The 16,297-nt window shown below is 72.2% G+C and carries 14 protein-coding genes; 5 read left to right on the plus strand and 9 right to left on the minus strand.

Annotated features, from left to right (window positions below; genetic code table 11):
- Nucleotides 1-107: 107 nt before the first annotated feature.
- A complete protein-coding gene (locus ABEA46_RS18540; RefSeq protein WP_345546656.1) occupies nt 108-1,616 on the plus strand; it encodes an MFS transporter in 1,509 nt (502 codons plus the stop codon).
- Nucleotides 1,617-1,689: 73 nt separating this feature from the next.
- Here the strand turns inward: ABEA46_RS18540 and ABEA46_RS18545 are convergent, their stop codons facing one another.
- A complete protein-coding gene (locus tag ABEA46_RS18545) occupies nt 1,690-2,475 on the minus strand; it encodes an SDR family oxidoreductase (RefSeq protein WP_345546658.1) in 786 nt (261 codons plus the stop codon).
- A gap of 178 nt (nt 2,476-2,653) precedes the next feature.
- On the opposite strand from ABEA46_RS18545, the gene ABEA46_RS18550 reads away from it, so the two are divergent.
- Both ABEA46_RS18550 and metX read left to right on the plus strand, forming a co-directional pair.
- Nucleotides 2,654-3,976, plus strand: a complete 1,323-nt coding sequence (locus ABEA46_RS18550; RefSeq protein WP_345546660.1) for a bifunctional o-acetylhomoserine/o-acetylserine sulfhydrylase — start codon at nt 2,654-2,656, stop codon at nt 3,974-3,976.
- 173 nt (nt 3,977-4,149) lie between these two features.
- Nucleotides 4,150-5,355, plus strand: a complete 1,206-nt coding sequence (metX, locus tag ABEA46_RS18555; RefSeq protein WP_345546662.1) for a homoserine O-acetyltransferase MetX — start codon at nt 4,150-4,152, stop codon at nt 5,353-5,355.
- Between the two features lies 1 nt (nt 5,356).
- On the opposite strand, the gene ABEA46_RS18560 is transcribed toward metX, so the two are convergent.
- The 5 genes from ABEA46_RS18560 to ABEA46_RS18580 all read right to left on the minus strand — a co-directional run bounded on the left by ABEA46_RS18560 (nt 5,357) and on the right by ABEA46_RS18580 (nt 10,037).
- Nucleotides 5,357-6,112: an NUDIX domain-containing protein gene (locus tag ABEA46_RS18560; protein ID WP_345546664.1), complete on the minus strand. Its 756-nt coding sequence runs from the start codon at nt 6,110-6,112 to the stop codon at nt 5,357-5,359.
- A 110-nt stretch (nt 6,113-6,222) separates the two neighbouring features.
- Nucleotides 6,223-7,407 (minus strand): MFS transporter, encoded by a 1,185-nt coding sequence (locus ABEA46_RS18565; RefSeq protein ID WP_345546815.1) that lies wholly within the window; start codon nt 7,405-7,407, stop codon nt 6,223-6,225.
- Between the two features lie 133 nt (nt 7,408-7,540).
- Entirely contained in the window at nt 7,541-7,858 is a 318-nt protein-coding gene (locus ABEA46_RS18570; RefSeq protein WP_345546666.1) for a thiamine-binding protein, read from the minus strand.
- A 47-nt stretch (nt 7,859-7,905) separates the two neighbouring features.
- Nucleotides 7,906-9,147, minus strand: a complete 1,242-nt coding sequence (locus tag ABEA46_RS18575) for a hypothetical protein (protein WP_345546668.1) — start codon at nt 9,145-9,147, stop codon at nt 7,906-7,908.
- Between the two features lie 62 nt (nt 9,148-9,209).
- Nucleotides 9,210-10,037 (minus strand): ADP-dependent NAD(P)H-hydrate dehydratase, encoded by an 828-nt coding sequence (locus ABEA46_RS18580; protein WP_345546670.1) that lies wholly within the window; start codon nt 10,035-10,037, stop codon nt 9,210-9,212.
- A 38-nt stretch (nt 10,038-10,075) separates the two neighbouring features.
- Here ABEA46_RS18580 and ABEA46_RS18585 point away from each other — a divergent pair, with 38 nt between their 5' ends.
- The gene (locus ABEA46_RS18585) at nt 10,076-11,143 is read left to right on the plus strand and encodes an NADH:flavin oxidoreductase/NADH oxidase (protein ID WP_345546672.1); all 1,068 of its coding nucleotides are present in this window, start codon (nt 10,076-10,078) and stop codon (nt 11,141-11,143) included.
- A gap of 129 nt (nt 11,144-11,272) precedes the next feature.
- Here the strand turns inward: ABEA46_RS18585 and ABEA46_RS18590 are convergent, their stop codons facing one another.
- Nucleotides 11,273-12,331: a hemolysin family protein gene (locus tag ABEA46_RS18590; RefSeq protein WP_345546674.1), complete on the minus strand. Its 1,059-nt coding sequence runs from the start codon at nt 12,329-12,331 to the stop codon at nt 11,273-11,275.
- Nucleotides 12,328-13,659: a hemolysin family protein gene (locus tag ABEA46_RS18595; protein ID WP_345546676.1), complete on the minus strand. Its 1,332-nt coding sequence runs from the start codon at nt 13,657-13,659 to the stop codon at nt 12,328-12,330. Before ABEA46_RS18595 ends, ABEA46_RS18590 begins: the two co-directional genes overlap by 4 nt.
- Before the next feature lie 200 nt (nt 13,660-13,859).
- Here ABEA46_RS18595 and ABEA46_RS18600 point away from each other — a divergent pair, with 200 nt between their 5' ends.
- Entirely contained in the window at nt 13,860-14,735 is an 876-nt protein-coding gene (locus ABEA46_RS18600; protein WP_345546678.1) for an LLM class flavin-dependent oxidoreductase, read from the plus strand.
- A gap of 55 nt (nt 14,736-14,790) precedes the next feature.
- On the opposite strand, the gene guaB1 is transcribed toward ABEA46_RS18600, so the two are convergent.
- A complete protein-coding gene (gene guaB1, locus ABEA46_RS18605; protein WP_345546680.1) occupies nt 14,791-16,263 on the minus strand; it encodes a GMP reductase in 1,473 nt (490 codons plus the stop codon).
- Between the last annotated feature and the right edge of the window lie 34 nt (nt 16,264-16,297).

The raw sequence follows: 16,297 nt of genomic DNA on the forward strand, positions 1-16,297 counted from the left end.
GCGCACCGCCTCGTCACGCCGACGGACGGGTGTCGTCGAGGAGGGGCCGGGGGTCGTCATCCACACGCCCTCCAGACTAGGACGCGCGGTGTTATATCCTCACCGTCGTGTCTCGCGCCTCCTCCGCCGCCGATCGACTTCGCGGCTCCGCCCTCGGCATCACCGCCGGCCTCATCGGGTGGTTCGTCCTCGTCGAGCTGACGAGCGGCATCCTGCAGGGCTTCTACGTGCCGCTGTTCAGCGACATCGTCACGGCGCTGGGCATCCACGACTCCGACGTGAACTGGTTCGAGGCCGCGCAGCTGCTGCTCTCGGCGCTCGTCGTACCGGTCATGGCGAAGCTCGGCGACATGTACGGGCACAAGAAGATCCTGCTGATCGCGGCCGTGCTGACCGCGGCGGCCAGCTGGTGGCTGGCGTTCGCCGGCGACTTCTGGAGCTTCCTCATCGCATGGGCGCTGCAGGGCTTCTACGTGGTGTGGCTGCCGCTGGAGATCGCGCTCATCTTCGAGCGCGGACGCAGGCAGAACCGCGGCACCTCGCTCACCCGACGCGCGGCGGGCCTGCTCGTCGTCGGCCTGGAGGCCGGCGCGATCATCGGCGCCCTCGCTGCCGGCCGAATCTTCGCCGCGACCGGCGGCGACCTCACACTGACTCTCCTGGTGCCCGCGATCGCGGTGACGCTCATCGCGCTCGTGATCTGGCTGGGCGTGCCCGAGTCCGAACCGCTCCCCGGCCGTCGCCTCGACACGTGGGGCTTCGTGATCCTCGCGTGGGGGCTGCTCCTGGTCACCGGGGCGCTCGTGTACATGCGCATGATCGGCGAGCTCGGCCTCGGCGTGGGCGGATGGGCCTGGGTCGCGGCCCTGCTCGCCGGCGGCGTCGCGGTCTTCGTCTGGTTCGTGAAGTACGAGCTGCGCCAGCCCGACCCCGCGATCGACATCCGCGTGCTGCGCCGCCCCGAGATGTGGCCGGTGCAGACCACCGCCTTCCTCGTCGGCATCAGCCTGCTGGGCGCGCAGGGCCCGCTGTCGACATACGCCGGCACCGACTCGTCGCTGGGCTACGGCCTCGGCCTGGACGCGACCGGCCGCTCCAACGTCATCGGCGTCTACCTCGTGTCGCTCATCATCGGCGCCGTGCTGTTCGCCGTGACCTCTCGCCGGGCCAACCCGCGCCTCATCCTCATCGTCGCCTCGGCGCTCGTCGGCATCGGGTACACCCTGTTCCTGCCGTTCCACACCGAGCTCTGGCAGGTGCTGCTCAACCTCTCGATCGCCGGCATCGGCTCCGGCGCGCTCGTCGGTGCGCTCCCGGCGGCCGCCGCGGCCGCCGCTCCGCACGGCCAGACCGGGATCGCCTCGGCCCTCACCAACACCACCAAGACGATCGGCGGCACGTTCGCCTCCGCCGTGTTCGGCGTCGTGCTCGCCGCCGGGGCGGGCGCCGTGGCCAGCCAGACGGCCGCCTCGCTCGGCGGCTACATGACGGTGTGGGCGATCTGCGCCGCGGGCGGCTTCGTCGCCGCTGTCGTGCTGTTCTTCGTGCCGAAGGTCGCCTTCGCCGACGAGATCCCGGCCGACGAGCCCGACGACGCCGTGGCCCCGATCGCCTGAGCGATCCACGTCGAACGGACGGAGAGTGGATGCCGCGCGGCATCCACTCTCGGTCTGTCGGGGTCGACGGGCGTCAGTCGTCCAGGCCGCGGGGGCGCAGCGCGCCGCGCGCGAGCAGGAAGTGCGCGGACTGCGCGACAGGACGCATCGTGATGAGGTCGAGGTTCACATGCCCGGGCGCATTGAGGGCGTACGCGATGACATCGGCGACGTCCTCACCGGTCAGCGGGTCCTCGACGCCTTCGTACACGCGGCTCGCGGCCTCGCTGTCGCCACCGAGGCGGTTGAGGGCGAACTCGGGCGTGTAGACCATCCCCGGTGCGACCTCGATCACGCGGATCGGCTCGCCGTTGAGCTCCAGGCGCAGCGCGTGCGCGAGCATCGACTCCCCCGCCTTGGCGGCGTTGTAGCCCGAGCCGCCGGCGTACGCCGCCTGCGCGGCGGTCGAGGTGACGAACAGGGTGTCGGCATGGCCGTCGGCGGCCGCCGCGCGGCGCAGCTGCGGCAGGAGCGCGGCGACGAGGCGCTGCGCCGAGAGCACGTTGGCCTCGAACATCCAGCGCCAATCCTCGACGCGGCCGTCCTCGACGCGGTCGGTGCCGCGCGCGCCGCCTGCCACGTGCACGAGTGCGTGGACGGGGCCGGAGCCGGCGAGGAACTCGGAGAGCGCCGCGACGTCGGCGTCCGTGGTCAGGTCGGCGGCGAACGCGACAGCTCCGGTCTCGGCCTCCAGGGCCGCGAGCCGGTCGGCGCGCCGCGCCACCGCCACCACGTCCCAGCCGCTCGCGCGCAACGCGCGCGCCGCCGCCTCTCCGATCCCCGAGCTCGCCCCGGTCACCACTGCACGTCTGGTCGTCATGTCCTCCACGCTACTCACCTCCCTCCCCTTGTTCGTTGGGCGGAGAGTGTGACGTCACATTTCCCCCGCGTTGTTGACAAGCGGGCCGGATCCGTACTCTCGAACGCGTCGGGAGGATGTGCACCCGGCATCCGTCACCGGGAATCCGACCCGGCACCTACCCCCGCAGGAGACAGCCATGGCCGCTTCCGAGAACTGGCGTTTCGAGACCAAGCAGATCCACTCGGGCGCGCAGCCCGACCCGGTCACCAAGGCTCGCGCCACGCCGATCTACCAGACGACGTCGTACGTGTTCGACAACGCCGACCACGCCGCGAACCTGTTCGCGCTGGCCGAGTTCGGCAACATCTACACGCGCATCCAGAACCCGACGCAGGCTGTCGTCGAGGAGCGCCTCGCCGCGCTCGAGGGCGGCACGGGCGCCCTGCTGCTGGCGAGCGGCCAGGCCGCGGCGACGTTCGCGGTCCTCAACATCGCCGAGGCCGGCGACCACTTCGTCTCGTCGAGCTCGATCTACGGCGGCACGTACAACCTCTTCAAGTACACGCTCGCCAAGCTCGGCATCGAGGTCACGTTCGTCGAGAACCAGGACGATGCCGAGGAGTGGCGGCGCGCGGTCCGCCCGAACACGAAGCTGTTCTTCGCCGAGACCATCGGCAACCCGAAGATCAACGTGCTCGACATCCGCGCCGTCGCCGACATCGCCCACGAGAACGGCGTGCCGCTCATCGTCGACAACACGATCGCGACGCCGTACCTCATCCGCCCGTTCGAGCACGGCGCCGACATCGTCGTCCACTCGGCCACCAAGTTCCTCGGCGGCCACGGCACCACGATCGGCGGCGTGATCGTCGACGGCGGCTCGTTCGAGTGGTCGAAGAACGTCGACAAGTTCCCGGGCCTCACGGTTCCGGACCCGTCGTACCACGGCGCGTCGTACACGGCGGCGGTCGGCGACGGACTCGCCTACATCATCAAGGCCCGCGTGCAGTTGCTGCGCGACCTCGGCTCCGCGATCGCCCCGAACAGCGCCTGGCTGCTGATCCAGGGCATCGAGACCCTGTCGCTGCGCGTCGAGCGCCACGTGCAGAACGCGCAGGAGATCGCGGAGTGGCTCGAGAACCACGCCGACGTCGCGTCGGTCAACTACTCGGGTCTGCCCACGTCGCCCTGGTACGCCGCGGCCAACCAGTACGCACCGAAGGGCGTCGGCGCGGTGCTGTCGTTCGAGCTCAAGGGCGGTGTCGAGGCGGGCCGTGAGTTCGTCAACTCGCTGAGCCTGTTCAGCCACCTCGCCAACATCGGCGACGTGCGCTCGCTCGTCATCCACCCGGCCTCGACCACGCACTCGCAGCTCACGCCCGAGCAGCAGCTCACGACGGGCGTCACGCCCGGCCTCGTGCGTCTGTCGGTGGGTCTCGAGAACATCGACGACCTCAAGGCCGACCTCGAGCAGGCCCTCGCCGCGGCACGCCGCGTGTCGGAGGCGGCTCGCGCCTAAGACCCCTCCTCAGGGACCGGATGCCTCGGCCCGACGTTCCGCGTCGGGCCGAGGCATCCCTCATTCGGCGTCCTCGTCCGAGGCGTCGGCGGAGTCGGGGCCGTGGGGGAGGTTTCGCGCCACACCCGTAACAGTCGACCTGGACGGCCGCCGGGTCACGAGAGAATGGACGAATGGACTGGCAGACCTCCGAAGACACTGTGCCGAGCGCACCGGTGACGGAGGCCGACGCACGCCAGCTTCTCGGGCGTCCGCCGGCGACCGGCGCATGGCGCGACGGCGACCCGCTCGGCGACCGCCGGTTCGCGGCGTTCGGCTCGTTCCGCACCGAGCAGGGCCGCGAGCTGCCGGCGTACCGCCTGGCGTACGAGACGTGGGGCGAGCTGAACGCCGCCCGCGACAACGCCGTGCTGGTGCTGCACGCGCTCACCGGCGACAGCCACGTGCGCGGCGCGGCCGGTCCCGGCCACCCCACGAGCGGGTGGTGGGACGAGATCGTCGGCCCCGGTGCCGCCATCGACACAGATCGGTGGTTCGTCATCGCGCCGAACATGCTCGGCGGATGCCAGGGCTCGACCGGTCCGGCATCCATCGGTCCCGACGGGTACGAGTGGGCCTCGCGCTTCCCGTACCTGACGATCCGCGACCAGGTCGCCGCGCAGGTGCGCCTGGCCGACGCGCTCGGCATCGACGTGTGGGCGGCCGTCATCGGCGGCTCGATGGGCGGCATGCACGCGCTGGAGTGGGCCGTGGGGCTGCCCGGCCGCGTGGCCAGGGTCGGCATCCTGTCGTCGCCTCCGGTCAACACCGCCGACCAGATCGCCCTCAACTCGGTGCAGCTCGAGGCGATCCGGATCGACCCGCGGTTCCAGGGCGGCGAGTACTACGACGCGGGCGACGGCGACGGCCCCACCCGCGGTCTCGCCTTGGCCCGGCGCATGGCGCTGCTGAACTACCGCTCCCCCACCGAGCTGAACCAGCGGTTCCAGCGCTCCTGGCAGTCCGGCGTCAGCCCGCTCGGCCACGGCGGGCGCTTCGCCGTCGAGTCGTACCTCGACTTTCACGGCAACAAGTTCACGCGACGGTTCGACGCCAACTCGTACATCACGCTCGTCGAGGCGATGAACTCGCACGACGTCGGCCGCGACCGCGGCGGCATCGAGGATGCGCTCGCCCTCGTCACCGCGACCGCGCTGGTGCTGGGCATCGACAGCGACAGGCTGTTCCCCATCGACGGACAGCACCGCATCGCACGCGACATCCCGAACACCCTCGACGGCGACCGCGCCGTGGTGCTCGCGAGCGACTTCGGCCACGACGGGTTCCTCATCGAGACCGCGGCGGTCGCCCTGCACCTGCGCCGCCTGCTCGAGTCCTGACTCAGTCCGTGCGCGTGTAGCGCCAGGGCAGGGCGCCCATCTCCAGCCGATGCCGGGAGGTGGATGCCGCACCGCCGGCATCCTCGTCGTACTCGGCGTCGCCGTGCCACAGCAGCAGCGGCCCTTCGGCACCGCGCCGCGCGACGCTCTCGAAGCGCTGCACGCCGGCCAGCCGCGCGGCTCCGATGACGGAGGCGGTGTCGGAGTGGACGGCGAGCCCCGACAGTGTGACCCACGTCGGCGGGTAGAGCGTCAGCTCGCCACGGCCGTGGCGTTCGAGCAGCTGGGCCGGACGCGCCCACGCGGCCGCGACGGCCTCGTCCGCCTGCAGCTCGAGTTCGCCGCCCGGCGCCGGCGCCACGAAGAACCACGTGCGGATGCGCAGCGCGAGGCCCGGCGGCGGATCCCACAGCGACAGCGTCTCGAGCGAGGCGGGATCGATCACGAGCCCGGTCTCTTCGACGGTCTCGCGCGCGCCGGCGCGGCGCGCGACGGCCTCCTCGGACTCGTCGGCCCCGATGCGGTCGGCGTCTTCGAGCTTGCCGCCGGGGAACACCCACGCACCGGCGAACGAGCCGCGGTCGGGCCGCTCGATCATGAGCACCTCGGGCCCGTCGTCGGCGTCGCGCAGCAGCACGACGGTCGCGGCCACCGGGATCGACGGGTCGGTCACGTCTTCGGGACGCCGCGGACGCGCGTCGGTCAGGGAGTCGGCGACCGCACGCAGCGAGCGGTCGGCGGGCGTCGGGTGCGGCATCCGCTCACTCTATCCACGCCATCGGGACAGATCCGCCGATCGGTCTTCCCTGCCGCGCTCGCGCCGCCGGCCTCCCGGCGCTCCTCGGCTGAGACGGGTGGATGCCGCGGCTACGCGCCGACCGGCAGGCGGCGTCGTTCCACCACCAGGCCGGCGACCGCGAGCGCGAGCCCGGCTGCGGCCAGCACGACGCCGACCCAGGCGGGAGCGACGAAGCCCCAGCCCGCGGCGATCACGAGCCCGCCGAGGAACGCGCCGAGGCTGTTGCCGATGTTGAGCGCGGAGTGGTTGAGGGCGGCGGCGATGGACTGGTTGTCCTGCGCGACGTCCATGAGCCGGGTCTGGATCGTCGGGCTGAGCACCGAGGCCACGAATCCGGTCGCGAACACGAAGAACGCGAGCGCCCAGATCCACTGCGCGGTCACGGCGAGGAGCGCGAGCACCACGGCGAGCGCGATCAGGCCGCCGACGAGCGTGCGCTTCAGGTCCACGTCTGCGAGGTGACCGCCCACGAGGTTGCCGATCGTCATGCCGACGCCCATCAGCACCAGCACGATCGGGACGACCCACTCCGGCGACCCCGCGACCTCGGTGACGATCGGCGCGACGTAGCTGTAGACCGCGAAGAACCCGCCGAAGCCGATGGCCCCGACCCCGAGCGCGAGCCAGACCTGCCCGATGCGGAAGACCTTGAGCTCGGCCCGCATCGTGCGACTCGGGTCGCCGGGGTGCTCGGGCACGAAGAAGGCGATCAGCACCGTCGCGGTGAGGAAGATGGCCGCCACCACCATGAACGCGGCCCGCCAGCCGACCTGCTGACCGAGGAACGTTCCCAGCGGCACGCCGACGACGTTGGCCACCGTGAGGCCCGTCAGCACGAACGCGACGCCTTTCGCCCGCATGCCGGGCCCCAGCACCTCGGCCGCCACGAGTGCGCCGATGCCGAAGTACGCGCCGTGCGGGAGTCCCGCGAGGAACCGGGATGCCGCCACCCACTCGAACGTCGGCGCCAGGAAGGTCAGCGCGTTGAACACCGTGAGCGCCAGCGCGAGGCCGATCATGACCCGGTGGCGCGGGTACTTCGCCACGGCGCCCGCGATCGTCGGCGCGCCGACCACGACGCCCAGCGCGTACAGCGAGATGAGCCAGCCGGACTGCGCGATCGCGTCTTCAGGGCTCGTCGCCCACACTGTCGGCAGAAGGTCCTGGGCGATGTTCGGCAGCAGGCCCATGACGACGAACTCGGTCATGCCGATGCCGAAGCTGCCGACGGCGAGGGAGAGGAGCGCCCACATCGCCGCACCCCTCGTCAGAGTCGAGGAGGTCACCGCGTCATGCTAACGGCGGTCGCGGCATCCTGTCGAATCGATTCGGCAACATGACGGGTCATGAGTCCCGCGCCGCCGGCGCGGGGCGCGTCGGCGCGTCTCAGGCCTCGTCGGCCTGGCGGTCGATCGCCGCTTCGAGTCGCTCGATCTTGGCGTCGAGCTCGCCCGAGTAGCCGGGGCGGATGTCGGCCTTCAGCACCAGCGAGACCCGCGACCCGTACGGCGCGACGGCGTCGGTGGCGCGCTTGACGACGTCGAAGACCTCGTCCCACTCCCCCTCGATCTCGGTGAACATCGACGTCGTGCGGTGCGGCAGACCGCTGTCGCGGACGACCTTCACGGCCGCGGCGACCGCGTCGTGCACCGAGCCGTCGGCACGACCCGTGCCACTGGGAGCCACCGAGAAGGCGACGAGCATGAGGACCTCCGATCCGAGGGAGGCGAGGGATGCCGCCGCCCGGGCTTCTACTCTGTCACGCCCTCCGGCGCGGCCGGAGCCGCAGGGCCGGTCACCGTGCGGCGGGTCCGCGCCGGCACGCGCACGAGGCGGACGAGCGTCCAGACGAGCAGCGCCACCAGCAGGACGTTGCGCAGCACCAGGAGCCCGACGGCGGCGGGGACCAGAGTCAGGATGGCGTCGTAGAAGAACGGGAAGATGAGCTGCGTCAGAGCGAGGATCAGCACCGCCAGCACGGCGGGGCGCAGCCAGGCCCGGCGGACGAGCACGAGCCCCGCTGCCAGCGGCACGATGATCCACGTCATGTACTGCGGCGACCCGACCTTGTTGAGCACGATGAAGCCGAGGACGAGCGCACCGGCGAGCGCGGGGAACAGCGACGCGAAGCCCGCGCCCCGCCAGGCCTTGATCGCACCGACGGCCGCGATCGCCAGCATCCCGATCACGAGCACCGGCGTCATGGCGGCGACGACCCCTTCGACGCCCGGTCCGGTGACCTGGAACGTGATGAGGTCCTCGTCGTACTGCACCGCAGCGCCCGGCACGCCGGCCGCCGCCATCAGCATGTAGACCGTGCTGATCGGCGCCTCGATCTGCAGGCCCCGCGTCGTCTGGTCGCCGATGAAGCCGAACAGGTGCTCGCTGCCGCCCAGCGTGACCACGATGGCCACCGCGACCACCGAGACGATCGCCGCGCCGGCCACGACCACGAGACGCCGGCGCACCGCGATGACGGCGGCGGCCAGGAGCGCGGCGGGCCACACCTTGATCCACGTCGCGACGGCCAACAGCACCGAGGCGAGCCACGGCCTGCCGACGAGCCAGAGGGACCCGAGGATCGCGAGCGGCACTGTCACACCGTCGAGCCGGAACATGCCCACACCGCCCAGCGCGAAGATCGCCGCGAGCCAGAACCACGCCGCGGTCAGCCTGCCGCGTGAACGGCCCCGGCCGACGAGGACGGCGAAGGCGACGGCATCCATCGCGGTCACCAGCACTCCCCACGCGAGCGTGTAGTCGAGGACGGATCCCACCGCGCCGACCAGCAGGATCGGCAGGTGCGCGAGGATCGGGTACACCCACCCCTCGGTGATGCCCGGGATCGCCTGCCCCGACCACGTGCGCCAGGCCCACCACCGGTAGAGCTGGTCGACATCCCAGGACGCCGCATGGTCGCGGGTGAATCCCAGCCAGATCACCACTGCATGCACGAGCGCGAACGCGATCCACACCCACGCCCGCCGAGACACCCCACCATCCTAGGGAAGGGCGCGCGGCACTCCCGTGCGCGCGCGATCCGGGTGCACCGGGCTCAGTCCGCCAGCGCCTCCGCGACGGCGAGCGGCAGAGCCTCTGCCACGTCGAGTGCCGTGACAGGGCGGTCGCCGGCGGCGGCGATCACGCCGGCACGGCCGTGCAGCCACGCTCCCGAGGCGGCGAGCGCGGCGAGCGTCGCGGCTGCGGGGGCGGCCCCCGCCGCGGCGCCTGCCACGAGCGCGCCGATGACGCCCGCGAGCACGTCGCCGGTGCCGGCGGTCGCCAGCCACGGTGTGCCGGCATCGACGGTCACCGTCCAGCCGTCCGGCGCGGCCACGACCGTCACCGCGCCCTTGAGGAGCACGACGGCGCCGGTCGCCGCGGCGGTCTCACGGGCAGCGGCGGCCCGGTCGGCACCTGCGACAGCGAGCCCGAGCGCGGCGCGCAGGCGCGCATGCTCGCGGTCGTGCGGGGTCAGGATGCGCGGTGCCGTCGCCTCGTCCTCGACGGCGAGGTCGAGCGCGCCGGCGTCGGCGACGACCGGATCGGTGTCGCTCAGCAGGGCGCGCAGCGCGGCGGTGTCGGAGGGGGTGCGGGTGGCGGCATCCGTTCCGGATCCGATCACCCACGCCTGCACCCGCCCGTCGGCGGTCACGGTCTCGGGGCGACGGGCAAGCACGAGGTCGGCCGCCCGCGACGGACCGAGGTAGCGGACCATGCCCAGCCCGGTGCGCCACGCGGCCTCGACCCCGAGCACTGCGGCGCCGGGATACGGGTTCGACCCCGTCCGCATGCCCAGCACGCCTCGGGAATACTTGTCGTCGGCGGCCGTTGGCCTGCGAAGGGCGTGTGCGGCATCCTCCCGCGTCCATGCCGTGACCATGCCGTCACAGTACCGCCGTCCCGACCCGAAGGAACCCGATGACCCGGCTGTTCGCACCCCTGACCCTGCGCGACGTCACGGTGCGCAACCGGCTGTGGGTCTCGCCCATGTGCCAGTACAGCGCCGTGGACGGCGTGCCGCAGGAATGGCACCACACCCACCTCGCGCAGTTCGCGTCGGGCGGGGCGGGGCTCGTCGTGGCCGAGGCGACGGCGGTCGTACCCGAGGGGCGCATCTCACCCGAGGACGTCGGCCTGTGGAACGACGAGCAGCGCGACGCGTGGGCTCCCATCGTCGCGGCGATCCGCAGCCGCGGCGCGGTCGCCGGCGTCCAGCTCGCCCACGCCGGCCGCAAGGCGTCGACGTGGTCGCCCTTCTCGGGCCGCCGCGGCACGGTTCCCGCCGAAGCCGGCGGGTGGGGCACCGTCGCCCCGTCCGCGATCGCCTTCGAGGGCTTCGCCGACCCCGTGGCGCTCGACCTCGCCGGGATCGACCGGGTCGTCGACGCGTTCGCCGCCGCGGCGCGGCGGGCTGTCGAGGCCGGGTTCCAGGTGCTGGAGCTGCACGCCGCGCACGGGTATCTGCTGCACCAGTTCCTCTCGCCGCTGTCGAACCACCGCGACGACGAGTACGGCGGCCCACTCGAGAACCGGGCACGGCTGCTGCTGCGGGTCCTGGACGCGGTGGTGGATGCCGCCCCCGGCGTCCCCGTGATCGTACGGTTCTCGGCCACCGACTGGGCCGACGACGGCTGGGACGCCGACGAGACCGTCGTCGTCGCGCAATGGGCCGCCGCGCGCGGCGCCGACTTCTTCGACATCTCCAGCGGCGGGCTCGTCGCCCACCAGCGGATCACGACCGGACCGGGCTACCAGGTCCACCTCGCCGAACGGGTGCGCCGAGAGGCGGGCGTGCCCGTCAACGCCGTCGGCATGATCGACGACGCCGCGCAGGCCGAGCGGGTGCTCGCCGAGGGGCACGCCGACGCCGTCATGGCCGGGCGCGAATGGCTCCGCGACCCGCACTACGGCCTGCGCGCGTCGGTCGAGCTCGGCGCCCGGATCGACTACTGGCCCGCGCAGTACCTGCGCGCACGGCCGGTGTGACCCGTCCCGCTCGTTGAGCGAGCGAGCGCCGGCGAGCGAGACGAAACGCGTCCGTCGTCGGGCAACCGTCGTTGCTCCGGCATCCGGGGCGTTCCGTCTCGCTTCGCTCGCTCAACGACCGGGACGAAGTCAGTAGCCGCGACGACGCGTCGCGTCCTGCACCTCGCCGATGAGCTCCTCGATGATGTCCTCCAGGAACAGCACCGCGGTGGTGCGGCCGTCGTCGTCGCGCACCTGGGCCAGGTGGCGACCGGCGCGGCGCATCACGGCGAGCGCGTCCTCGAGGTCGGTCGATTCGAGCACCGGCACCATGTGGTGGATCCGCTTGGTCGGGATCGGGCGCGCGACGTCGGTCGCGGCATCCGGTCCCTCCGCGGCGCGCAGGATGTCCTTCAGGTGCACGTAGCCCAGGGGCTCGCCCACCTCGTCGACGATCACATACCGCGAGAACCCGTGCTTGGCGACGGCGCGCTCGATCTCGTCGGGCGTCGTCGTCTCGGGCAGCGTGACGAGGTCCGACAGCGGCACCGCGACATCCGCGGCCTTCTTGTCGGTGAACTCGACCGCGGCCGCCACCGTGCCCGCGGCATCCTCCAGGACACCCTCGATGCGGGACTGGTTGACGATCGTCGCGACCTCTTCGAGCGTGAAGGTCGAGGCAGCCTCGTCCTTCGGCTCGACGCGGAACAGGCGCACCGCGTGGTTCGCGATCCAGTTGAGCGTGACGATCACCGGGTGGAACACCTTCGAGATCCACACCAGCGGCGTCGCGAGCATGAGCACTGCGCGGTCGGGCACCGAGAACGCGAGGTTCTTCGGCACCATCTCGCCGAACACGACGTGCAGGTACGACACCAGGACGAGGGTCACGGCGAACGCGACGCCGTCGACCAGTGCCTCCGACCAGCCGGTCAGGCCCAGCGGCCCCGCCAGCAGGTGGTGGATCGCCGGCTCCGAGACGTTCAGGATCAGCAGCGAGCAGATCGTGATGCCGAGCTGGCTCGTCGCGAGCATGAGCGTCGCGTGCTCCATGGCGTACAGCGCGGTCTTGGCCGAGCGCGAGCCCTTCTCGGCGAGAGGCTCGATCTGCGAGCGGCGTGCCGAGATGACGGCGAACTCGGCACCGACGAAGAAGGCGTTCGCGACGAGCAGCACGACCAGCCATGCGATTCCGGCCCAGTCGTTCATCGACGCTCACCTCCCTCGGCGTCGCCCGCGTCGTGGGGCATCGGCCTCGGCGTGAAGCGCACGCGATCCACACGGCGCGAGTCCATGCGCTGCACGTCGAGCGTGCCGTCCTCGATCTCGACGCTGTCGCCGACCACGGGGATGCGCTCGAGCACGCTCATGATGAAGCCGCCGACGGTGTCGTACACGTCGCCCTCGGGGATGCGGATGCCGGCGCGGTCGCGCACCTCGTCGGGCCGCAGCTCGCCGGGGAACAGCACGGTGTCGGCGACGCGCACGATCCCGGCGCGGCGCCGGTCGTGCTCGTCGAGAACCTCGCCCACGATCTCTTCGACCAGGTCTTCGAGCGTGACGACGCCGGCGGTCCCCCCGTACTCGTCGACGACGATCGCCATCTGGTACCCGCGGGCGCGCAGCTCGGCGACCAGCGCGTCGAGGTGCACCGCCTCGGGGAAGCGCAGCGGCTCGGTCGCCAGGGCGGCCGCCGGCACATCCGCACGGCGTTCGCGCGGCACGCCCACGGCGGCCTTGAGGTGCACGATGCCGGTGATGTCGTCCATGGACTCGTCGTAGACGGGGAACCGGCTGTGCCCGGTGCGACGGGCGAGCTGGATGACGTCCTCGGCCGAATCGTCGGCGGCGAGCGCATGGATGCTGGGCCGCGGCGTCATGACGTCGGCCGCGGTGAGCCGGGCGAAGGTCAGGCTGCGGTCCAGGAGCGACGCGGTGTCCTCTTCGAGCACGCCGGCGCTCGCGGAGCGCCGCACGAGGCTCGAGAGCTCCTCGGCCGTACGCGCGCCCGACAGCTCCTCCTTGGGCTCGACGCCCATGGCCCGCAGCACGCCGTTCGCGCTGCCGTTGAGAACCACGATCGCGGGACGGAACACCGTCGTGAACGCCACCTGGAACGGCATCACGAGCTTGGCGGTCTGCCGCGGCACGGCCAGCGCGAAGTTCTTCGGCACGAGCTCGCCGAGGATCATCGAGAAGACCGTGGCGATCGCGACGCCGATGATCGCGGCGAGCGGCCGCGAGACACCGGCGGGCACGCCCCACGCGTCGAAGACGGGCGCGAGCAGGTTGGAGATCGCCGGTTCCATCGTGTAACCGGTGAGCAGGGTCGTCAGCGTGATGCCCAGCTGCGCGCTCGACAGGTGCGTCGAGGTGATGCGCAGTGCGCTGATCGTCAGCGACAGCCGGGTCTCGCCGGCGGCTTGACGGGCTTCGAGGTCGGCACGGTCCAGGTTCACGAGCGCGAACTCGCTCGCGACGAACAATCCGGTGCCGACGGTGAGCAGGAGCCCCACGCCCAGCATGACGTAATCCATCACGCACTCCCCTGCTGCTGACAGGCGTCTGGCCTTGTCATGCGGGAGTCGGGTCGGTGGGGCGAGGGTCTACAACTAGGGGGGTCGTCCATCGTGCGGAACAGTCTACGGCAGGTGATCGCGCAGAAGCTGGAGCGAAATGGATGCCGCGGCCGGGGCATCCACTCCCCCGCGGCCGACCGCGGTGACACGATGTCGGCATGGCACTCGACAGGATCAGCGTCGTCATCCCACCGGTCGGACCGTGGCGCGCGCAGGAGCGCTGGTACCGCTGGGCCGACGAGGTCGGCTACGACGTCGCCTACACGTACGACCACCTCACGCACGCGACGGCGCCGGGGATGTGGCTGAGCGAGGCGTTCACGACGCTGACCGCGGCGGCCGGCGCGACCGCGCGCATCGGGCTCGGCACGCTGGTCGCGTCGTCGGTGTTCCGCACGCCGGTGACGCTCGCCCGCGTCGCGATGACCGTGCAGGACGTCACCGGCGGCCGGCTGGTGCTCGGCCTCGGCGCGGGCGCGCCGACCTGCGCCCTCGCCGACCACGGGCGACGCCCCGAGCCGCGCGAGATGTCGGCGCGGTTCGCCGATGTCGTGCGCGGCTACACCGCCGTGCTCGAGGGCGCGACGGACTGGGACGGCACGACCCTGTCGTTCCACGGACTGGAGACCACCCCGGCCCCGGACGGCGTTCCGCGCCCCGAGCTGCTGCTGGCCGCGCACGGCCCGCGTGCCCTCGCGCTGGCCGCGTCTTACGCCGACACCTGGAACACCTACGGCGGTCCCGGCTCGACCGCGCTGGACCCCGACGCGTACTGGGAGCTGCTCGGCCGGCAGGCCGACGGCTTCGCGCGTGCCTGCGCCGACGCCGGCCGCGACCCGTCCCTCGTGCGCCGGTCGCTGCTGCTGGGCTTCGGCCGGGTTCGGCCCACGACGAGCGTCGACGGCTACCTCGTGGCGGCCGAGCGCGCGGAGGCCCTGGGGTTCGACGAACTCGTCGTGTACGCGCCCGACTCCCCCGCCGGCATGGATTCCGACCCCGCCGTGCACGAGCACGCACTGTCGCGCCTGCGCTGATCCGTCGCGCGCCGGACCGGAGGAGAGCGGATGCCGGCGGCCCGGCATCCGATGCTCACCAGCTGACGGGGAGCGCCTTTCCCTCCTCGTAGCCTGCGGCGGACTGGAGTCCGACACGGGCCCGGTCGTGGAACTCGGCGACCGTCGCGGCGCCCGCGTACGTGAACGAGGACCGCACGCCCGACGTGATCATGTCGAGCAGGTCTTCGAGGCCGGGGCGGAGCGGATCGAGGTAGATCCTCGACGACGAGATGCCCTCGGCGAACAGCTCTTTGCGGGCGAGCTCGTACGGGTCGAGCCGTCCGAAGCGCTCGTGGACGGCCTTGGTCGAGGCCATGCCCCACGACTCCTTGTAGGCGCGGCCCGCGTCGTCCACCTGCAGCTCGCCGGGTGCTTCGATGGTGCCGGCGAACCACGAGCCGATCATGACCGACGCGGCTCCGGCGGCGAGCGCGAGCGCGACGTCGCGCGGGTAGCGCACGCCGCCGTCGGCCCACACGTGCGCGCCCATGACCCTGGCCGCCTCGGCGGTCTCCAGCACCGCCGAGAACTGCGGACGGCCGACCGCGGTCATCATGCGCGTCGTGCACATGGCGCCCGGTCCGACGCCGACCTTGAGGATCGTGGCGCCGGCGGTCACGAGGTCGTGCACGCCCTCGGCGCTGACGATGTTGCCCGCCGCGATCGGGATGCCGAGGTCGAGGTCCGCGACCGCGCGCAGGGCGCGCAGCATCCCCTCCTGGTGCCCGTGGGCGGTGTCGACCACGAGGACGTCCACACCGGCGGCGGCGAGCGCCTTCGCCTTCGCGGCCACGTCGCCGTTGATTCCGACGGCGGCCGCCACGATGAGCCGGCCCGACGCGTCGACCGCGGGGCGGTAGAGCGTCGATCGCAGCGCGCTGCGGCGCGAGAGCGTGCCGACGAGGTGCCCGTGCTCGAGCACGCACACCGTCTCTGCGTCGGCGGCGACGATCACGTCGAAAGCGTGGCGTGCGCTCTCGATGTCGTCGGCGTCGACGGATGCCGCACGCCCGCGTGCGAGGTCGCCCAGGCGCGCGTCGGGCAGCGCGGTGCCCAGGCGCGTGGCCGGCACGATCCCGAGGATGTCGTCCGCGTCGACGCGACCGGCGGTCCCCGCTGCGGCGTGGGCGTCGGCCACGACGATGCCGTGGCCCTCGGTGGCCGGCAGCAGCCGCGCCGCGTCGGCGACTGTCGCATCGGGCGGCAGCACGAGCGGCGTGTCCCACGCCACCGGCTGCGCCTTGACCCAGCGGATCGCGGCATCCAGCTCCTGCAGCGGCATGTCCTGCGGCAGCACCCCGAGCCCGCCGCGGCGGGCGAGCGTGGCCGCCAGCCGCGCGCCGGTGACGGAGTTCATGTTGGCCGAGACCAGCGGCAGCGTGGCCGTCGTGCCGTCACCCGGCGCGAGGTCGACGTCGAGGCGGCTCGTGATCGCCGAGCGGCGCGGGACGAGGAAGACATCCGAGTACGTCAGGTCGACATCGGGGGTTTCGCCGTAGAACTCCATGACCGCCAAGGGTAGTGACAGTTGCTGTGTGGCC

Source organism: Microbacterium jejuense (genome assembly GCF_039544225.1).
In the GTDB taxonomy this organism is placed as follows: domain Bacteria; phylum Actinomycetota; class Actinomycetes; order Actinomycetales; family Microbacteriaceae; genus Microbacterium; species Microbacterium jejuense.